General features: G+C 57.9%; 11 protein-coding genes. 4 read left to right on the top strand and 7 right to left on the bottom strand.

Annotated features, from left to right (window positions below; translation table 11 throughout):
- The first annotated feature begins 224 nt into the window (after positions 1 to 224).
- Positions 225 to 1580 carry a glycosyltransferase family 4 protein gene (locus ACZ5C3_RS16790; RefSeq protein ID WP_464031427.1) on the top strand — a complete coding sequence of 452 codons (1356 nt, stop codon included), beginning with the start codon at positions 225 to 227 and terminating at the stop codon, positions 1578 to 1580.
- 119 nt (positions 1581 to 1699) lie between these two features.
- Here ACZ5C3_RS16790 and ACZ5C3_RS16785 read toward each other — a convergent pair whose 3' ends face one another.
- The 3 genes from ACZ5C3_RS16785 to ACZ5C3_RS16775 form a co-directional block, all read right to left on the bottom strand.
- A complete protein-coding gene (locus ACZ5C3_RS16785; protein WP_464031425.1) occupies positions 1700 to 3883 on the bottom strand; it encodes an ATP-binding protein in 2184 nt (727 codons plus the stop codon).
- A gap of 623 nt (positions 3884 to 4506) precedes the next feature.
- Positions 4507 to 6261, bottom strand: a complete 1755-nt coding sequence (locus ACZ5C3_RS16780; RefSeq protein WP_464044171.1) for a helix-turn-helix domain-containing protein — start codon at positions 6259 to 6261, stop codon at positions 4507 to 4509.
- Positions 6262 to 6614: 353 nt separating this feature from the next.
- Positions 6615 to 10391: a vitamin B12-dependent ribonucleotide reductase gene (locus ACZ5C3_RS16775; RefSeq protein WP_464044170.1), complete on the bottom strand. Its 3777-nt coding sequence runs from the start codon at positions 10389 to 10391 to the stop codon at positions 6615 to 6617.
- 673 nt (positions 10392 to 11064) lie between these two features.
- On the opposite strand from ACZ5C3_RS16775, the gene ACZ5C3_RS16770 reads away from it, so the two are divergent.
- Positions 11065 to 12000, top strand: coding sequence for a DMT family transporter (locus ACZ5C3_RS16770; protein ID WP_464044169.1), 936 nt, complete (start codon positions 11065 to 11067; stop codon positions 11998 to 12000).
- Between the two features lie 86 nt (positions 12001 to 12086).
- Here the strand turns inward: ACZ5C3_RS16770 and ACZ5C3_RS16765 are convergent, their stop codons facing one another.
- The 3 genes from ACZ5C3_RS16765 to ACZ5C3_RS16755 form a co-directional block, all read right to left on the bottom strand.
- On the bottom strand, positions 12087 to 12548 hold the full coding sequence (locus ACZ5C3_RS16765) for a BA14K family protein (protein WP_464031418.1): 462 nt from the start codon (positions 12546 to 12548) through the stop codon (positions 12087 to 12089).
- A 184-nt stretch (positions 12549 to 12732) separates the two neighbouring features.
- Complete coding sequence (locus ACZ5C3_RS16760; protein WP_464031416.1) at positions 12733 to 13455, bottom strand: BA14K family protein; 723 nt, start codon at positions 13453 to 13455, stop codon at positions 12733 to 12735.
- A 151-nt stretch (positions 13456 to 13606) separates the two neighbouring features.
- A complete protein-coding gene (locus tag ACZ5C3_RS16755; RefSeq protein ID WP_464038358.1) occupies positions 13607 to 14746 on the bottom strand; it encodes a mechanosensitive ion channel family protein in 1140 nt (379 codons plus the stop codon).
- 160 nt (positions 14747 to 14906) lie between these two features.
- Between ACZ5C3_RS16755 and ACZ5C3_RS16750 the strand changes: the two genes are divergently transcribed.
- Both ACZ5C3_RS16750 and ACZ5C3_RS16745 read left to right on the top strand, forming a co-directional pair.
- A complete protein-coding gene (locus ACZ5C3_RS16750; RefSeq protein WP_464031414.1) occupies positions 14907 to 15317 on the top strand; it encodes an NADH:ubiquinone oxidoreductase subunit NDUFA12 in 411 nt (136 codons plus the stop codon).
- A 158-nt stretch (positions 15318 to 15475) separates the two neighbouring features.
- Complete coding sequence (locus tag ACZ5C3_RS16745) at positions 15476 to 16414, top strand: DUF2155 domain-containing protein (RefSeq protein ID WP_464031412.1); 939 nt, start codon at positions 15476 to 15478, stop codon at positions 16412 to 16414.
- 37 nt (positions 16415 to 16451) lie between these two features.
- Here the strand turns inward: ACZ5C3_RS16745 and aat are convergent, their stop codons facing one another.
- Positions 16452 to 17126 carry a leucyl/phenylalanyl-tRNA--protein transferase gene (gene aat, locus ACZ5C3_RS16740; protein ID WP_464031410.1) on the bottom strand — a complete coding sequence of 225 codons (675 nt, stop codon included), beginning with the start codon at positions 17124 to 17126 and terminating at the stop codon, positions 16452 to 16454.
- Between the last annotated feature and the right edge of the window lie 3 nt (positions 17127 to 17129).

Genomic DNA, 17129 nt, shown 5'->3' with positions numbered 1-17129 from the left:
TTAGGGCAGGAAAATGTCAGAAGAAAGAGAAAGCGAGACGAAGAATGCGAATTACTTAGTTTTGCAATTCTGCTCTGCGGCGCGCGAGGGTTAGATGGAGTCGCCACTGACAACGTCGCTGCCGAAAATTCTTGCTATAAACATGCCGTTGAAGCTTCATCGTGCCCTCAAATTGACCATCGCATGAAGCATTGAAGTGGGGCGTGATCTTCGATGAAGATTTTATGTCGATGAAAATTTTATTCGTTCACAACAATTTTCCGGCGCAATATCGCAGTCTGGCGACGGCGTTGGCTCGTGTACCTGGCTTCGAACTCGTTGCCATTGGCGCGTCGAACGCACATCCGATGCCTTCGGTCAAATTGATTAAATATGCACTTACCCACGCCGACGTCTCTGAAACCCACCCATTCGCCCGACGTTTCGATCTGGAGTGCCGCCGCGCTGAGCAGGTCCTGTACAGTCTTTCAACATTGGCGGCGTCGGGGTTTGCACCGGATGTGATCTTCGCTCATCCCGGATGGGGCGAGACGTTGCCCCTGCGCACGATGTTTCCCAAGGCGAGGTTGTTCGTCTATTGCGAATTCTTTTACGGAGCCGAAAGGCGTGACATCGGATTCGACCCGGAATTTCCGATGTCGGGTCTGGACGGTCATATCGGGCTGCAGCTTAAGAATGCGACGACGTTGCTCGCGCTGGCCGATTGCGAACGTGGGATCTCGCCAACAAATTGGCAGCGGTCGACTTTTCCCTCGCACTATCAAAGCAAGATCGACGTTATCCACGAGGGAATTGATACGTCGCGCGTGCGGCCGAATTCGCAAGCTCGCCTGACGCTCCCGAACGGCCGGCAGGTCAGCCGTTCGGATGAAATCGTGACGTTCGTGGTGCGCAATCTCGAACCGCTGAGGGGTTATCACATCTTCATGCGCGCGCTTCCCGAAATACTGAGGCGCCGGCCTAATGCACAAATTGTCATCATCGGGCGGGATGGGTTGTCCTATGGCCTTCCTCCACCGGCTGGCAGCACCTGGAAGTCGATCTTTCTGGAGGAAGTACGCGATCAGTTGGATATGTCGCGCGTCCATTTCATGGGCGGCGTTCCATACGATACGTTTATTTCAACACTGCAGGTGTCATCGGCGCATGTTTACCTGACCTACCCCTTCGTCCTGTCCTGGTCAGTCCTGGAAGCGATGAGCGCGGGATGCCTGGTGATCGGATCTGACACACCGCCCGTGCGCGAGGTCATCAGTTCCGGCGAGAACGGCCTGCTCGTTCCTTTTTTTGCAGCCGATAAGCTTGCTGGACAGGTCATTGAAGTACTTCAGAAGCCCGAACGGTTTAACGCGATCAGGGACGCCGCCCGTAGCTTCGTGGTTGATCACTACGATGCCGAGCATATTTGCGTGCCGCGAATGCGGCAGCTTTTCAATCTCGAAGCAGCCTCGGCAGCGCCGCGAAGCGTTTGGCCGGGACGTCCGGCATCGGAATGGTCAAAAGCCACGAGACGCGTATCTCGAAAGTCCGCCGTTCGTCGAAATGGCGATGTCAAGCCAGAAGAAGCCGGTCTTCCATAGGTGAGGGTGGCATCTTATCGCAACGTTACACTTAATGTCCTCACGTGAGGGCAGTGGAGTTCGCGTCGACGATACAAATAGGAAGCGACATGGAAGTAAGATCTGTGGGGCCTGTCTGGTCAATCGTCGTGCAGGATCAACCGTAAACGCGCTGCCAATTCTGACATGTAGAATGGTTTGTCGATAAGCGGAAATTCGCCCACGGCCTTGTGTCGTTCCAGCACTTCTCCCGCGTAGCCCGAGGCAAGCAGGACCTTGATTCCCTTGCTCAATCGTCTTGCTTCCCGCGCAAGCTCAATGCCGTTGATCCCGTTTGGCATCATGATGTCACTCAGCAAAAGATCAAAGTCTTCCATCTTGAGCATCCGAAGTGCTTCAGCACCGTTCCGGGCGCAACGAACCTGATAGCCCGACTGGCTCAGCATCGACGATATGAGATCCAGAAGATCGTCGTTATCCTCGGCAACCAGAATGCGCTCCGAGCCCGCCGCAATCGCTTGGGGGCGGACGTCTTCGATCTCCGCGTCAGGCTTTTGCGTGGCTTTCGGCAAATAGAGGGTGACAGTGGTTCCCTTTCCAACTGTACTTTCTATTTCAACATGCCCCTCGGACTGACGAACGAAGCCGTAGACCATGCTAAGGCCAAGCCCCGTACCTTTGCCAACCTCCTTCGTTGTGAAGAAGGGCTCAAACACCCGGTCCCGCACCTCGGGGGGCATTCCAAGACCATTGTCTCGAACAGACAGCCTGACGTACGATCCTGGTAAGCATCCAGCGACAGCTCCTTCGTTCACGACGGTGTTCTTCATCTCGATCTCAAGCACGCCGCCATCGGGCATGGCGTCGCGCGCGTTCAGGGCGAGGTTAAGGAGCGCGGTATGCAGCAGCGCCGGGTCGACGTGGCAGAGCCACAATCGATCATCAGCCCACACCTTGATCCGACATGTCTCGCCGACGGCTTTGCCAATGAGCCCCTGAAACTCGGAAACAAGTTGTTTTGCGTCGACGGGTTTGGGATTCAATACCTGCCGTCGTGAGAAGGCGAGAAGCTGCGCTGTTAGCTTTGCCCCCCGATCGACAGCACGTCGTGCACCCGCAGCGAAGCGCCGGGCTTCGCCAATATCCTGGCTAGCCTCGATAAGTTCGAGGTTCGCGGAGGCCACCGTGAGCAAGTTGTTGAAGTCGTGCGCAACGCCACCGGTGAGCTGGCCGACGCTCTCCATCTTCTGGCTCTGATAAAACTGCTCCCTCGCTTCGGACAATTCGTGGTCGCGGTGCTTCAGCGCATCGGCCATGGCATTGAATGCCCTGGCAACCCGCGAGATTTCAGAGCTGCCCGGAATGTCCAAACGCTGCCCGAATTCGCCGAGCCGCCATCGGTTCGCAGCGTCGACCAATTGCGCAAACGGGCGCTGGATGAACCGCTCGGCGCCCCACGCGGTCAGGATTAAAACAACCAGAGCACTCGTAAGAATGAACAACACGTCGCGCTGCGTGCGATGTTCGATCTTGGCGAACGTCTGCGCCTTGCCAACACCGAAGCTGACAAGAAGATCTTTCCCAACGGCGGCGAAGCCGATCGTTCTTTGCACACCATCAAAGGCAACTTTGTCCAAGACAGTGCCGTTGTAGAGCGTCGGATCTCTGCGGACAGCCAGCTCCTTGCCGACGAACAGAGCATTGTCAGGATAGCGAGCCAGACCAACACCGTTGCGGTCTGTGATAGCAATCGCGGCTCCCGCGGGAACGCCCTTTTTCGCGATGTAGTCAGCGAGCCAATCGAGGCTGAGAGCCGCGACGATGACGCCCCCCATGCGATCTTCGTCGTCGTAGAATGGCAGTGCAAACTGGAGGACCTTGCGACCGGTGTTTCTGCCGACAGCGAACTCTCCGACCGTGAATTGTCCGGTCTTTACGACGCTGGCGAAGTAGGCACGTCCAGTGGCGGTAGATTGCCTATGCTCTTTGAAAGAGTCGCAGAAGGAGTCGCCATTCATGTCGACGACGATAAACGCGATGAATTCCGGGTATCGTTGCTTGATCCTGGAAATATAAGCATTGCATCCCTGGACGTCCCTCTCTTTGATCGCTGGAACCTCCGAAAGCGCGATCATAGCCTGTCGAACTCCCTGGACGATCTGCTGCTGCTCGGCGGCAGCGAGCTTGGCGAGCCCGCGTACTTCATCCTGTACTTCAAGTTGACGTGTGCGACGCAGGTCGATTTCGTTGTACGCCTGTATCGCGATTGCCGGCAACATAGCGGCTGCTACCAGCGCGAATAGGCGTGATAAGAGGCTGTTCATTTCGACCTTTTCCTACGCGTGATCGGGGCATCAGGCCGATGATGCTCGTTCACCGACAAATGCGTTCCCCAAACCGCAATCGGAAAATGACGCCATCTGGCGGTGGTGCTATCGCGAGCCTTCATCGACCTGTTGGTCGCGTAGAAATGACCCAAAGGTGGCGCCCATGGCCGTTCAGACAGGTTGGCTTATGTCGATGCCAAATTGCAGATCTGTTTCAGTTCGTCGGCAAACGATTACGATTGTAGCCGAGCGGCTGCACTGGCGAAGCAATTGGCGTATTGGCGCGCCGGATATTAGCAAAAAACCCGCCGTTTCCGACGGGTTTTGATGTTCTCAGCTCTGTCCCAGCACGACGCTTTGGGGCCATCCTATGCGAGGGCTTTCTTCGAACGACGAAGTAGGAAATCAACCGCACCCAGTTGTACTACCCAGGTGTCGCACTTCATACACGTGCCGTTACGCACCAGCGTGAAGTTCGAGCACTCGCCGCACATATCGCCTTCGTAGCCCTTGGCCTTCGCTTCCGCGCGGCGCTCGGCGGTCGTGCTGGGCCACTGTGCCGCTCGATGCCAGCGCGGTCGATCGGTTAGCGATGCACTATTGCTTCGGAAAGCTCTAACTCAGGTCTCACGGAGCTTCTTTAATCTGGCGGTCGTCTCTTTTTGTGCGGCCATAAGCTTTTTTAGATCCTCCTTGAATTTCATTGCATGGGCTCGGTAGCCGGGCTGCGCGGCCTCAAAGTGAGAAAGAGCCTTCTCTAAATCGCTAAGAGCAATTTCTTTAGCTGCCATTTCGGCGTGAAGAAAAAAGGCCAAACCAGCGCTGAACTGAGCGCGAGCCCAGTCGAGAGTGCCTTCGTTAAACATTGTCAATGCGACTTCGTTAGCGTGGATGGAGCGAATTAAATACATCTCTTTTGTCTCGCCGGTTAAGAACCTGGCTTGATCAAGAAATACCCTGCCGAGAGCTAACTGCGTACGTGCGACTTGCGGATTAAATAACGTAGCCGGATAGGCCTCTACTGAGGCCATAAAGGCCGAGATAGATTGAACCCTAAGAAAATTCGCAATCGCTGGATCGCTGGACTCTCGCGCAGCTGTAGCGAGCATTCCGCCTAAATTGTATTGGCAGATTGACCATACATCCAATTGATTTTCCTGTGCGCTCAATTCGATGGCGCGAAGCAAGGCCTTCTTTGCCTTCTTTGCAAATGTTCCTTCAGTGTCCTCATTGGCGCGTTCGGACTTGGAGCTGTATGCAGCGTAGATGCTATTGTGCAGGTAGCACCGATGCTGAAGTTTTTCCATCCGAGAATCCTGGATGGCTCTTTCAAATACATCCAGAGCTCTATCTAAGTCATCCGAATTTGGACTATCGGAGTGCTCACCGCGTGCGAGATAGCAGTTGCCGAGAAGCACTACTAAACTTGCATAATCAAAGTCTTCGATCTCTGTGTCGGCGTATTCTAAGGCTTCTTTGCAGTTTTGTATTGCGTCATTCAGTAGTGACGTCTCATTTAGCGCTCTAGCTTGTACTTGTTGAAGCAAGGCTAAGCGATACTTCCTGTTGACCCACTCAACTCTGCTTTTCTTAAGCGATGATAGTTCAAGTGCTCTTGTTGCCAACGTAATGGCGTGCTCGAAATTTGGCGAAAAAGATCTTCGCTCGTATTCATAGATTTGGCCAGCCGCTTCTTCCAGAATTAATCCAACTTGGTTTTTGTCGAATCCATAAAAGTATTCTGCGGCTTTGATGTAATGGCTCAGGGCAGCATCGCGTTGACCGTTAAAAAGGGCGGTGTCTCCACGTGTGAAGCGAATCTTGGACTGAATATGGATTTCTTTTAAAGTACGTTCTTGTTGGATATCTTCTGCTGCTGCAAGAATCTCATCCGCTTCGTCAAATTGACCGAGTTCAAGAGCGGCGTCCGCTGCCTTTATCTGATTGTCTAGGGTTGTTGTTGTAACCTCAAGGCTTTGTAGGCGATCTTTGAGGAGCTTTAACTCTTCAGCTTTACTTTTTAGATAGGCGAACAGCTCTTCGTCCGAAGCATCTGGATTCTCGTGCTCAAAACGAAGCGCCAGGTTCTCCATCAGTTGTCGAGATAGACCGATGGTTGTTTGCTCCTGGGAGGTGAACAACTTATTTTGTTTGCAAGCGTCTAGTTCTTCCTTGCGAATGTCTAGAGCAACAACCAACGCATCAATTGTCGCCGCCTGAGGACGCCTTACGGCGCCTTTCTCGATCTCATTTATTCGGCGAACTTTGCTCTCGTCATCAAATGCTTTAATCGCAAGTTCTTTTTGCGTTAAGCCTTCTTGACCGCGTTTGGTGCGTATTAGTTCGCCAAATGCTTGTCCAAAAGTTTGTTTCATCAGAGCACCGCCGAAATCGTCCTATTTCCGCTTACGAAACCGCACTATTCGACCGGCCCCGGGAAGTCTCCAACGTTAAGAATGCTGTCAAGCAACGTCGCTCTTTTGGTAACTTTGGAGAGGAGGCTGGTGTTAAAAATGCGGATCGAAATGATATATTGGGGGATTGGGGGAACTTACCTCTTTGCCCTTTTTGGGTTGGAGAAGAGCCTCGTTTTCGCAATCCTCGCCTGTAGCTATTTTCTGCTTGCATCGATGCATGGTGACTAACGGATATCCTAAATGAAGATGGGTGGCTCTCAAGCCACCCATCTTCCGTACCCTATTTACTGGAATTGTATGGTGTACGGCAGCTATGAACACCCCGTGGTCGAGCCGCAGGTGTCGCACTTCATGCAGGTGCCGTTACGCACCAGCGTGAAGTTCGAGCACTCGCCGCACATGTCGCCTTCGTAGCCCTTGGCCTTCGCTTCCGCGCGGCGCTCGGCTTTCGTCGGCGCTGCAGCGGCTGCGGCTGAACCCGCCTTGCCCCAGGCTTGCGCCTCGAGCTTTTCCGTCGGCGAGAGGTCGCGCTCCGGTTCTGCGGTCTTCAGCGCGGTTGCACCTTCGGCAGCGTCACCATGACGAGCTACTGTGCTGCTCGATGCCAGCGCGGTGACGCGTGCGCCGCCAGCAGGTGCATCGCTCCCAGGCGAAGCCACGGAGGTCGCAGCACCGCCACGCATCACGACAAGGTTGTCGCTGCGTGAACGGGTGAGCCCCTTCGACAGATACTTGGTCGCGGTGTGCTGACCGTCTTCCGGCGACTTGCCTTCCTCGACGCCCTTACCGAGCGCATCGAAGTTCGACTCCGTCGGATCGACGTGGGCGAGGTCGTAGCGCGACATGTAGCTGACTGCGAGTTCACGGAACACGTAGTCGAGGATCGAGGTCGCGTACTTGATGGAGTCGTTGCCCTGGACCGGGCCCGCAGGCTCGAAGCGGGTGAAGGTGAAGGCGTCGACGTACTCTTCAAGCGGCACGCCGTATTGCAGACCGAGCGACACGGCAATGGCGAAGTTGTTGATGAAAGAGCGGAGCGCCGCGCCCTCCTTGTGCATGTCGATGAAGATTTCACCGAGGCGGCCGTCGTCATATTCACCGGTACGCAGGTAGACCTTGTGCCCGCCGACCACAGCCTTCTGGGTGTAGCCCTTGCGGCGATCCGGCATCTTCTCACGCTCACGGATCACCGTGACGCGCTCAACGATCTTCTCGACGATCTTTTCTGCGATCTGCGTCGTACGAGCAGCCATCGGCTTGTCGTACAGCGCCTCGATTGCATCATCTTCCTCGTCATCATCGGAGATGAGCTGGGAGTTGAGCGGCTGCGACAGCTTCGAGCCATCGCGATAGAGCGCGTTGGCCTTCAGCGCAAGCTTCCACGACAGCAGATAGGCCGACTTGCAGTCCTCGACCGTCGCATCGTTCGGCATGTTGATGGTTTTCGAAATCGCGCCCGAGATGAAAGGCTGCGATGCCGCCATCATGCGGATGTGGCTTTCGACCGACAGGTAACGCTTGCCGATCTTGCCGCATGGGTTGGCGCAATCGAACACCGGATAGTGTTCGGCCTTCAAATGAGGTGCGCCTTCCACCGTCATCGCACCACAGATGTGCACGTTGGCGGCTTCGATATCACGCTTGGAGAAGCCGAGCGTAGCGAGCAGGTCAAATCCCGGTGCGTTGCTGACTTCGGGGGCGATGCCGAGCGCGTCGCGAATGAAGTCTTCACCGAGCGTCCACTTGTTGAAGGCGAACTTGATATCGAACGCGGTCGGCAGGGCCTTCTCGATCTTGGCGAGGGCATCGTCGTTGAAGCCCTTCGCCTTGAGGGTCGAGTTGTTGATGCCGGGCGCATTCGACAACGAGCCGTGACCGACAGCATAAGCTTCGATTTCGGCGATCTCGCTTTCCGGATAGCCCAGCGCACGCAGCGCTTCCGGAACGGCGCGGTTGATGATCTTCCAGTAACCGCCGCCGGCGAGCTTCTTGAACTTCACCAGAGCGAAGTCCGGCTCGATGCCGGTGGTGTCGCAGTCCATCACGAGACCGATCGTGCCGGTTGGCGCAACCACGGTCGTCTGCGCGTTGCGATAGCCGTGCAGTTCGCCGAGCTCCAGCGCCTTGTCCCAGGCAGCCTTGGCGTGGGTCACGATATCGCTCTGCGGGCAGCTGGCGTGATCGAGCGGCACCGGATTGACGGCGAGCGCTTCGTAGCCCGATGCATTGCCGTGCGCGGCACGGCGATGGTTACGGATCACGCGCAGCATGTGCGCAGCGTTTTTCTTGTAGCTCGGGAAGGTCCCAAGTTCGGACGCCATCTCCGCCGAGGTCGCGTAGCTGATGCCAGTCATGACCGCTGTCAGCGCGCCGCACAGTGCACGGCCTTCCTTGGAGTCATACGACAGACCCATGGTCATCAGCAGGCCGCCGATGTTGGCGTAGCCGAGGCCCAGCGTGCGGAATTCATAAGAGAGTTCAGCGATTGCCTTGGATGGGAACTGCGCCATCATCACCGAGATTTCGAGCACGACGGTCCAGAGCCGGCACAGGTGCTCGTAGGCCTCAATGTCGAAACGGCGAGAGTGTGTATCGTAGAACGTCAGCAGATTGGCGGAGGCGAGGTTACACGCCGTGTCATCCAGGAACATGTATTCCGAGCACGGATTGGACGCGCGGATGTCGCCGGACGCCTTACAGGTGTGCCAGTCATTCATGGTGGTGTTGAAGTGCAGGCCGGGATCGGCGGAGGCCCACGCGGCGTAGCCAATCTTTTCCCACAGATCGCGGGCCTTCAGCGTCTTCGTCACCTTCTTGTTGACGCGGCCGATCAGATTCCAGTCGGCATCGGTTTCCACCGCGCGCAGGAAGTCATCCTTCAGCGAAACCGAATTGTTGGAATTCTGGCCGGAGACGGTGAGGTAGGCTTCCGAATCCCAGTCGGTGTCATAGGTGTCGAACGCGATGTCCGTATAGCCCTGCTTGGCGAACTGGATCACGCGCTTGATCATGTTGTCGGTGACGAGCGCGCGGCGTGCGAGCTTGATCTCACGGCGCAGGGCAGGGTTCTTCTCCGGATCGAAGCAGTCTTCGCCCGGGCCTTCGCAGTTCACGCAGGCTTTCAGGATGGCCTTGAGGTGCTTCTGGTTGACCTTGGAGCCGGTGACGAGGGCTGCGACTTTCTGCTCCTCACGCACCTTCCAGTCGATATAGGTCTCGATGTCCGGGTGATCCGCATCGACAACGACCATTTTGGCCGCGCGGCGCGTGGTGCCACCGCTCTTGATGGCGCCGGCTGCGCGATCGCCGATCTTGAGGAACGACATCAGGCCGGACGAGCGTCCGCCGCCGGAGAGCTTTTCGCCTTCGCCGCGCAGACGCGAGAAGTTGGAGCCGGTGCCGGAGCCGTATTTGAACAGGCGCGCTTCACGCACCCACAGATCCATGATGCCGCCTTCGTTGACGAGATCGTCTTCGATGCCCTGAATGAAGCAGGCATGAGGCTGCGGATGCTCGTAGGCGGATTTGGACTTGGTCAGCTTGCCGGTCTTCCAATCCACATAGAAGTGGCCCTGGCCCGGACCATCCACGCCATAGGCCCAGTGCAAGCCGGTGTTGAACCACTGCGGCGAATTCGGTGCGACCATCTGCTTGGCGAGCATGAAGCGCAGCTCGTCGTAGAAGGCGCGGGCGTGGTCTTCCGACGTGAAGTAGCCGCCCTTCCAGCCCCAGTAGGTCCAGCAACCGGCGAGGCGATCGAACACCTGCTTGGACGAGAGTTCGCTGCCAAAGCGCTCAGCTTCGGGCAGAGCGGCGAGCGCTTCGGTATCCGGCACCGAGCGCCACAGCCAGGACGGCACGGTCTCTTCTTCGACCTTCTTCAGACGTGCGGCGACGCCGGCCTTGCGGAAATACTTCTGCGCCAGAACGTCGGACGCCACCTGCGACCAAAATTCCGGAACCTCGACGTTCTCAAGGCGGAACACCACCGAGCCATCGGGATTACGGATCTCACTTGTCGTCAGCCGGAATCCGATCTCGGCGTAAGGTGACTGACCATCCTTGGTGTAGCGGCGTTCAATTTGCATCGTAGTGCCCCGTCGTTGCCCGGCGCGACCGTTCCGCAACGGTAGCGCCGGAGATTTCAATTTGCGAACTCGTTGGTTCGCCATTCGCCGTTCACATCAACCGATGCTCTGGCCTGTTAACTCTGGCGGAGTGTCACGAGGTCCCCCCGGGAAATTCCCCAGACCTCATTTGCTCCGACGCCCTGAACCCGCCTTTTGGTTCCGCGTTTGAACGCGGTTCGCTTTTTCTGCGGCAGGCCCAAAAAAGCAGACAAGCCCTCTGTCCGTGGCCTTACCGGCATGACGGAGCTGTCTACTTGGACCCTTCAGGGAGGTGCCCGGCGGGACTTCAAACTCCCGCGCCGAACATCCCTAAAGCTAGGCCGACTCCGTCCGGCCCGTCAAGGATTAGTATTAAATCCTGAATCAAAGACTAAATATGGTGGAAAGTGCGGATTGCCAGCGGAAATATGCATCGCCGGAGCGGTTCGCATCGCGGGAAGTATCAGCGAGTCCCTGTGGATTCGGAAGCCGAATTCGCAAGTATCTGTGAGTTCCTTTGGTGCCGGCCGAGGGTCTCCGAAAATGCCTATTGGATATGCGCGCAAAACGCTGGTTTCGGGTGGATCATCAGCAGCGCGCGTGGTCTTTCTCCCCATCTTCCACATGGGTGGACGAATCGAAGGACGGACCCGTGGACACGCGCACGCCCCAAGACGTCTTGGTCGAGCCGCTGACGACAAAGCCAGCCCCGCCTGAGCATGGCTCTCGTGCCGCCGGCTACCTCATGCTTCTCGTCACGACCTTCAGCTGGGGCATCAACTGGCCGGTCGGAAAACACCTTCTCGTTGAATTGCCACCGCTCACCATGCGTGGGGCGCCCGGCGCTCTCGGCGCCGTATTGCTCGCGCTTGTCGTCCTGGCGAAAGGGCAGTCGCTTCGCGTGCCTCGTGAACAATGGCCGCGGCTGGTGCTATACTCGGTTCTGGTTGTCACGGGATGGATGGCGCTGATTGGTCTGGCGCTTGTCCACTTGCCAGCCGGGGAGACCGCGATACTTGGCGCGATGATGCCGGTGCTGGCGGCCGTGCTGGCGTGGCCCATTCTTGGTGAGCGCCTTTCGGTTCGGCGCGTGATTTCGATGATCATGGCGCTGGCAGGGTTGGTCATTCTGCTCGGAGGCGACGGGATTGCGGCGAATCAGGCCAAAATACCGGGGATCGCCTTCGCGCTGTCGGCCGCATTGTCATTCGCCCTCGGCACGGTTCTGGCCAAGCGCAAACCGCTCCAATTGCCGCAACTGACGGCGGCGGTATGGCAGATCGCAATCGGTTGCGTTCCAATTGCTTTGTACGGGCTTTTGTTCGAGCACCCGAAGTTCGAGCAGATGACCGCGCTCGGCTGGTCGTTGTTCGCTTATTCGACCATCATCCAGGTCTGCATCGGCTTTGCCTGTTGGTTTGGCGCCTTGCAACGATTGCCGGCATCGGTCGCGGCGATCGGTACGCTTCTCATTCCAGTTGTTGGCGTCGTGGCTTCAGCCATCACATTAGGAGAGCCGCTTGGAGCCGTTCAGGTTGCCGCGCTCGGATTGACGATTGCCGGCGTGTTACTCGCCTCGCGTTCGTAATCTCCGACGATTTTCATCAGACATGAAAAAGGCGACACATCTGCATGTGCCGCCTTTAAAATTTCCGTCAGCTTTTCAGCCAAAGCTTACGGGCAGGGGTGCCGCAATCCGTCGTAACCGAGATAGGTCCCGGAACCCGGATCATACGACTTGAAACGCTGCATGCAGTAAGCGTCGGCATCGCCGCCGCCGGCATAACCTGGAGGTGCGACGACGACCGGCTCACTGTAATAGCCTGGTCCATAGTACCCCGGACCGTAATACGGGTTCGCCGCGCCTGCTGCGATGGCGCCACCGATCAGTGCACCCGCTGCGAGACCAACGCCGACGCCTGCGCCGCCCCAGCCGCGACGATACCCGTAGCCACGATACCCGTAGCGGCGCCACTGGACTTCCGTCAGCAAGGGATTGGTGTTGTTTGAACCAGCGGCCGATGTCGCGAGCACCGAAGCCGGTGCCAGCGGAGCGGCATTACCAGAAGACATCGCAGCCATAGGAAGTGTGAGTGCAAGCGCTGCAACAGCACATCCCTTCTTGAAGGTCATCATTCTCTTTCACTCCAAATCCCGCTCCGACCATCGGAACCACCGGGGCTTAACTTCGTGGGAGGCTAACAGGTTCCCGTTTCGCACCAAAACCAATTTTGCCATTAATTCAGGCGCTTCTGGGGCGGTTCCATGAACGGAACACCACCCCAGAAGATGAAGTTAACATTCAATTTCGTCGGCGAGATTACGGGCAGGGGTGCCGCAATCCGTCGTAGCCAAGATAGGTGCCTGACGATGGATCGTAGGACCTATACCGTTGGGCACAGTACGAGGCGTCACCGCCAACGCCCTGCTCAACGGCAACGTACTGGCTGTCGTCGGAATAGCCGTTCCCGTAATAGTTATCCCCATACCCGTACCCATCAGCATAGGCATAACTGTCGTAATAGGGGTCGTTATAATAGTAGGACGAGCCGATCGCTCCGGCTGCGAGGCCTGCAGCAACGCCGTATGCGGGCCAGTACCGGTTGCGCCAGCGGCCATTATTATTCCAGTTGCCGCGATTCCAATTTCCACGATTCCAGTTGCCACCTCCGGCCCAGCGCTGACCAGCGATAGCTGATCCGCCTACGATTGCCGAACGTCCAGCGAATGCGCCGACGTTACCGCGCGGTACGGTGGTGAAGCCTCCCGGCCGAGCCGCGAAGTTTGCACCACGGAAGCCGCCAGCACTCATCCCACCGCGGAAACCTCCTCCGGCCATGCCACCGCGGAAGCCTCCACCGGCCATGCCACCACGGAAACCGCCGCCGCCCATCCCGCCGCGGAATCCTCCACCACCGCCGCCATGGAATCCACTAAAGCCTCCACCACCACGGCCGCCGGGCCGAGCGTCCACTGTGGAAGCTGTCAGGACAGGAACGGCCACCAATAGCGCCGCCGCTCCGAGAACCTTGAGATTGATCATTGTGCGTACTCCAGGTGAACCTGTTGAAAGAACAGATGGCCATGCGAGCCGTTCCATCCCTCCAAACTTTCACCCATCGTCACAGACACAAACCCAACACAGCCTGAACGGATTGCGTCCAAACAGTGTTGTCGATCGCACGTATCGCTCGTCAGAGGTTTTCAGTTACCAACGCGTGGGGAGCTAACTCGGTGTGGTGAAGCGGCCCGCGCGGCACAAACTCCTGTCGCATCCGCGGTAACGCGTCGGGGTATTCTTCCTGCAAATAAGCAATGAGTTTCTCCCGCACGTCGCAACGCAAGTCCCACGCGGACGGCGCGCTGCGAGCGCTGAGCAGTGCGCGCAGTTCAATTATGTGATCTTTGGTCGCATCGGTCACCTGAAGCACGACGACGCGCCCATCCCACAACGGCGAGGCACGGACGATGTCCATCAGCTTTTGGCGGAGTTTTTTGACCGGAACGGTGTAGTCCACATAGAGAAAGACCGATCCGATCAACGCTGACGTTTCGCGTGTCCAGTTTTGAAAAGGCTTCTCGATAAAGTAGCTCAGCGGCACCACCATTCGCCGCCAATCCCACAACTTGATCACAACATAAGTTGGCGCGATTTCTTCGATAGTGCCGTATTCGCCTTCGATGAGAACTACGTCGTCCAATCTGATGGGTTGAGCGATCGCAATCTGCACACCGGCGATCAGATTGGAGAGCAGCGGCCGGGCAGCGAGACCGATGGCGAGGCCTGCAACGCCAGCCGACGCAAACAAGCTGACGCCATACTGCCGGACCTCGTCAAAACTCATCAGCGCGGCACCGATCGTCATGATGACGATCAACGTGTCGGTCGCGCGTTTGAGGATGTGAACCTGTGTCACGTGCTTGCGGGCGAGCAGATTATCTTCTGCGTCGAGAGAATATCGTCGCAGATAAACCTGCGAACCGATCTGTGCAGCGGTGAGGGCGCTCCAACCGAGCAGCGCAGTGAAAGCAACGTTGAGGATACTGGCGAAGATAAGCGCCGCGCGGTTGCTGATAGGAGCGATGCGTATCGCAAGAGACAGACCGAACACGATCAATGCCAGCCGCAATGGTCCCTTGCTATGCGTCAGCAGCGCGCGGGTTTTCGGGTGGCGTACGCCGAACGTGCTTCGCAGCGTCTGGACGATGATCGCGTAGATACACAGCGCGATCAGCACGCTGCCTCCGATCAGCGCGGTCGCGGAGATCCAGTCTGGCAGCAGCGTGAAAGCGTGCATGGCTTCGAGGTAGCTGGAGCGAATGGCGTCGAGCATCTTCCGGCCGTCCTTGGTCGTGTCGGGAGGAAGCACAACGCGTGGCTGCGCCAGCGGTTCACGCAATGCATCAAGTTGCTGTTGGTGCTGGACAATTAAGGCGTCCGGTGGCATCAAGCGATCATATCGCTTGGCATCGCCCGCTTTCCTGGATTCGCCTATGAAGCTGTTTTTCCTGCGTTTTTTCACATGGTGGAGCGGCTCGACGTTCGGAACGCAGCTGTGGACGCGTCGATTCGGTGAGTTCGTCGGAACGGATGAGGGCGGCAATCGCTATTTCCGGACCCGCGGCGGCAAGATCGATCCTACGCTCGGCTTCGAGCGGCGCTGGGTGATCTACAATGGTTACGCCGAAGCGAGCCGCGTGCCGCCGGCATGGCACGGCTGGTTGCACCACACCGTGGATACGCCTCCCACCGAGATCGATTACAAGCCGCGCGAGTGGGAAAAGCCGCACCGCCCGAATATGACTGGCACACCTGCTGCCTACCGTCCGTCAGGTTCGACCATGGCAACAGGACGTCGGCCGAAGGCGACCGGCGATTACCAGGCATGGACGCCGGGCCAGTAGTCCGAGCATTGATTTAATTTCGTCACTGAAATGCAGCGCGCCGGTCTCATTTTGCGCGCCCTTTATGTGCCTTAATCTACGTGTTAACCGGTCTCTGCGCGCGGACCATTGGCTGTAGAATAGCGCAAGCCCGATTCGCCGAGTACAAAGTCGCGCAGATGATCCGAACCGTCGCCACACTTTCCCTTGCAGCCATCATGGCTGCCTCGCTGACGTCGCTTGTGGCTCCCGCTCGCGCGCAGATCGGTAATATTTTTTCAGATCGACCACGTCCGCCGGCCGGCGTCCCTCAGGGTGAGTCCATTCCGGACGAGGAAGAAGATGTGCCGGATCTGCCGCAGCAAGGTCGAATTCTGCCAACTCCCAATCGTCCGCAGCCGGCTCCGCCGCCTGGCAGGGGTGTGCCGCCGCCCGACTCGGTCCAGACCCAGCCGTTGCCACCGCCTCCAGGCGTGGCGCCTCCTCCGGGGCAGGCAGCCCCCAATGTTGCGAACAACCCTCCGGTGAACACGCTGCCGGGATTGCCGCCAGGCCAGCGTCAGCCTCGCGGTGTGCCGCCGACGTCAGCGCCGCCAGCTCCCGCGACGCTTCAGCCGGGCGATGAGGTGGTGACGGAGCCGCCGGCGCAGAAGATCATCAACAAGCAGGCTGCGTTCTCGGGGCTCGACAAGATTACCGGGCGCATCATCAAGTTCGATGCGGATGTCGGTGAGACCGTCCAGTTCGGCGCGCTGCGGATCAAGACGGATGCGTGTTACACGCGGCCGGCGACGGAATCTGCCAACACCGATGCATTCGTCGAGGTCGATGAAATCACCCTACAGGGTGAGGTGAAGCGGATTTTCTCGGGATGGATGTTTGCCGCCAGTCCCGGACTTCATGGTGTCGAGCACCCGATTTACGACATCTGGCTCACTGACTGTAAGAACCCGCAGGCGACAGTCGCGTCACAGGACGCGCCGAAGCCTGCCGCAGTGACGACGCCTCCGCCTCAGCAACAGAAGCGGCCGCCCGTGCGGCAACCAACAGCTGCAACGGCGCCACGGCCAGCACCGCCTCCGCCACCGCCGCCGCAATTCCCTACGTTCAGGCAGTGACAAGCTTTGCGTAGCTTGTCGTTGCGCTGAACTGGCGTCAGTTCTGTCTGATCCAGCTGAGAGCTTCCGCACCTGATACAGGGCGGTCGGACGGCAACGCAAAGAAGTCTGCTATCCCGTTCAACGCGTCATCCAGCATCGCGCGATAGCGCCGCTGCGGGACTTCGGTCGCGCCGAAAGTTCGCAGATGCTCGGTGACATATTGCGTATCGAGCAGCACGAAGCCACCGGCGATCAATCGCGCAACAAGATGGACGAGGGCAACCTTCGACGCATCGCGCGCACGATGAAACATACTTTCACCGAAGAAAGCGCGGCCGAGGCTGACGCCATAAAGCCCGCCAACCAGATCATCGCCTTGCCACGCTTCCACGCTGTGGGCGTGCCCGATCTGGTGAAGGGCTGTGTAGAGATCGCGGATGCGGCCATTGATCCAGGTATCGTCGCGGCCGGCCTGAGGCTCTGCGCAGCCGGCGATGGTTTGCTTGAACGCCGTATTGACCGTGACTCTGAAAACGTCTGACCGCACTGTGCGGGCGAGGCGTGACGACACACGAAAACCTTGCAACGGAATGATGCCGCGCTGCTCCGGTTCAACCCAGAAGATTGTCGGATCGTCAGCGCTTTCCGACATCGGAAAAATGCCGCAGGCGTAGGCGCGCAGCAGAACCTCTGGCGTGATCTCAAAGGAGGCGGAGTCGCGTGAACTCATGCC

The organism is Afipia dichlorophenoxyacetatis, assembly GCF_055386385.1.
Note: the sequence above shows the minus strand (reverse complement) of the source record. Positions and strands in the feature narration are given on the sequence as shown.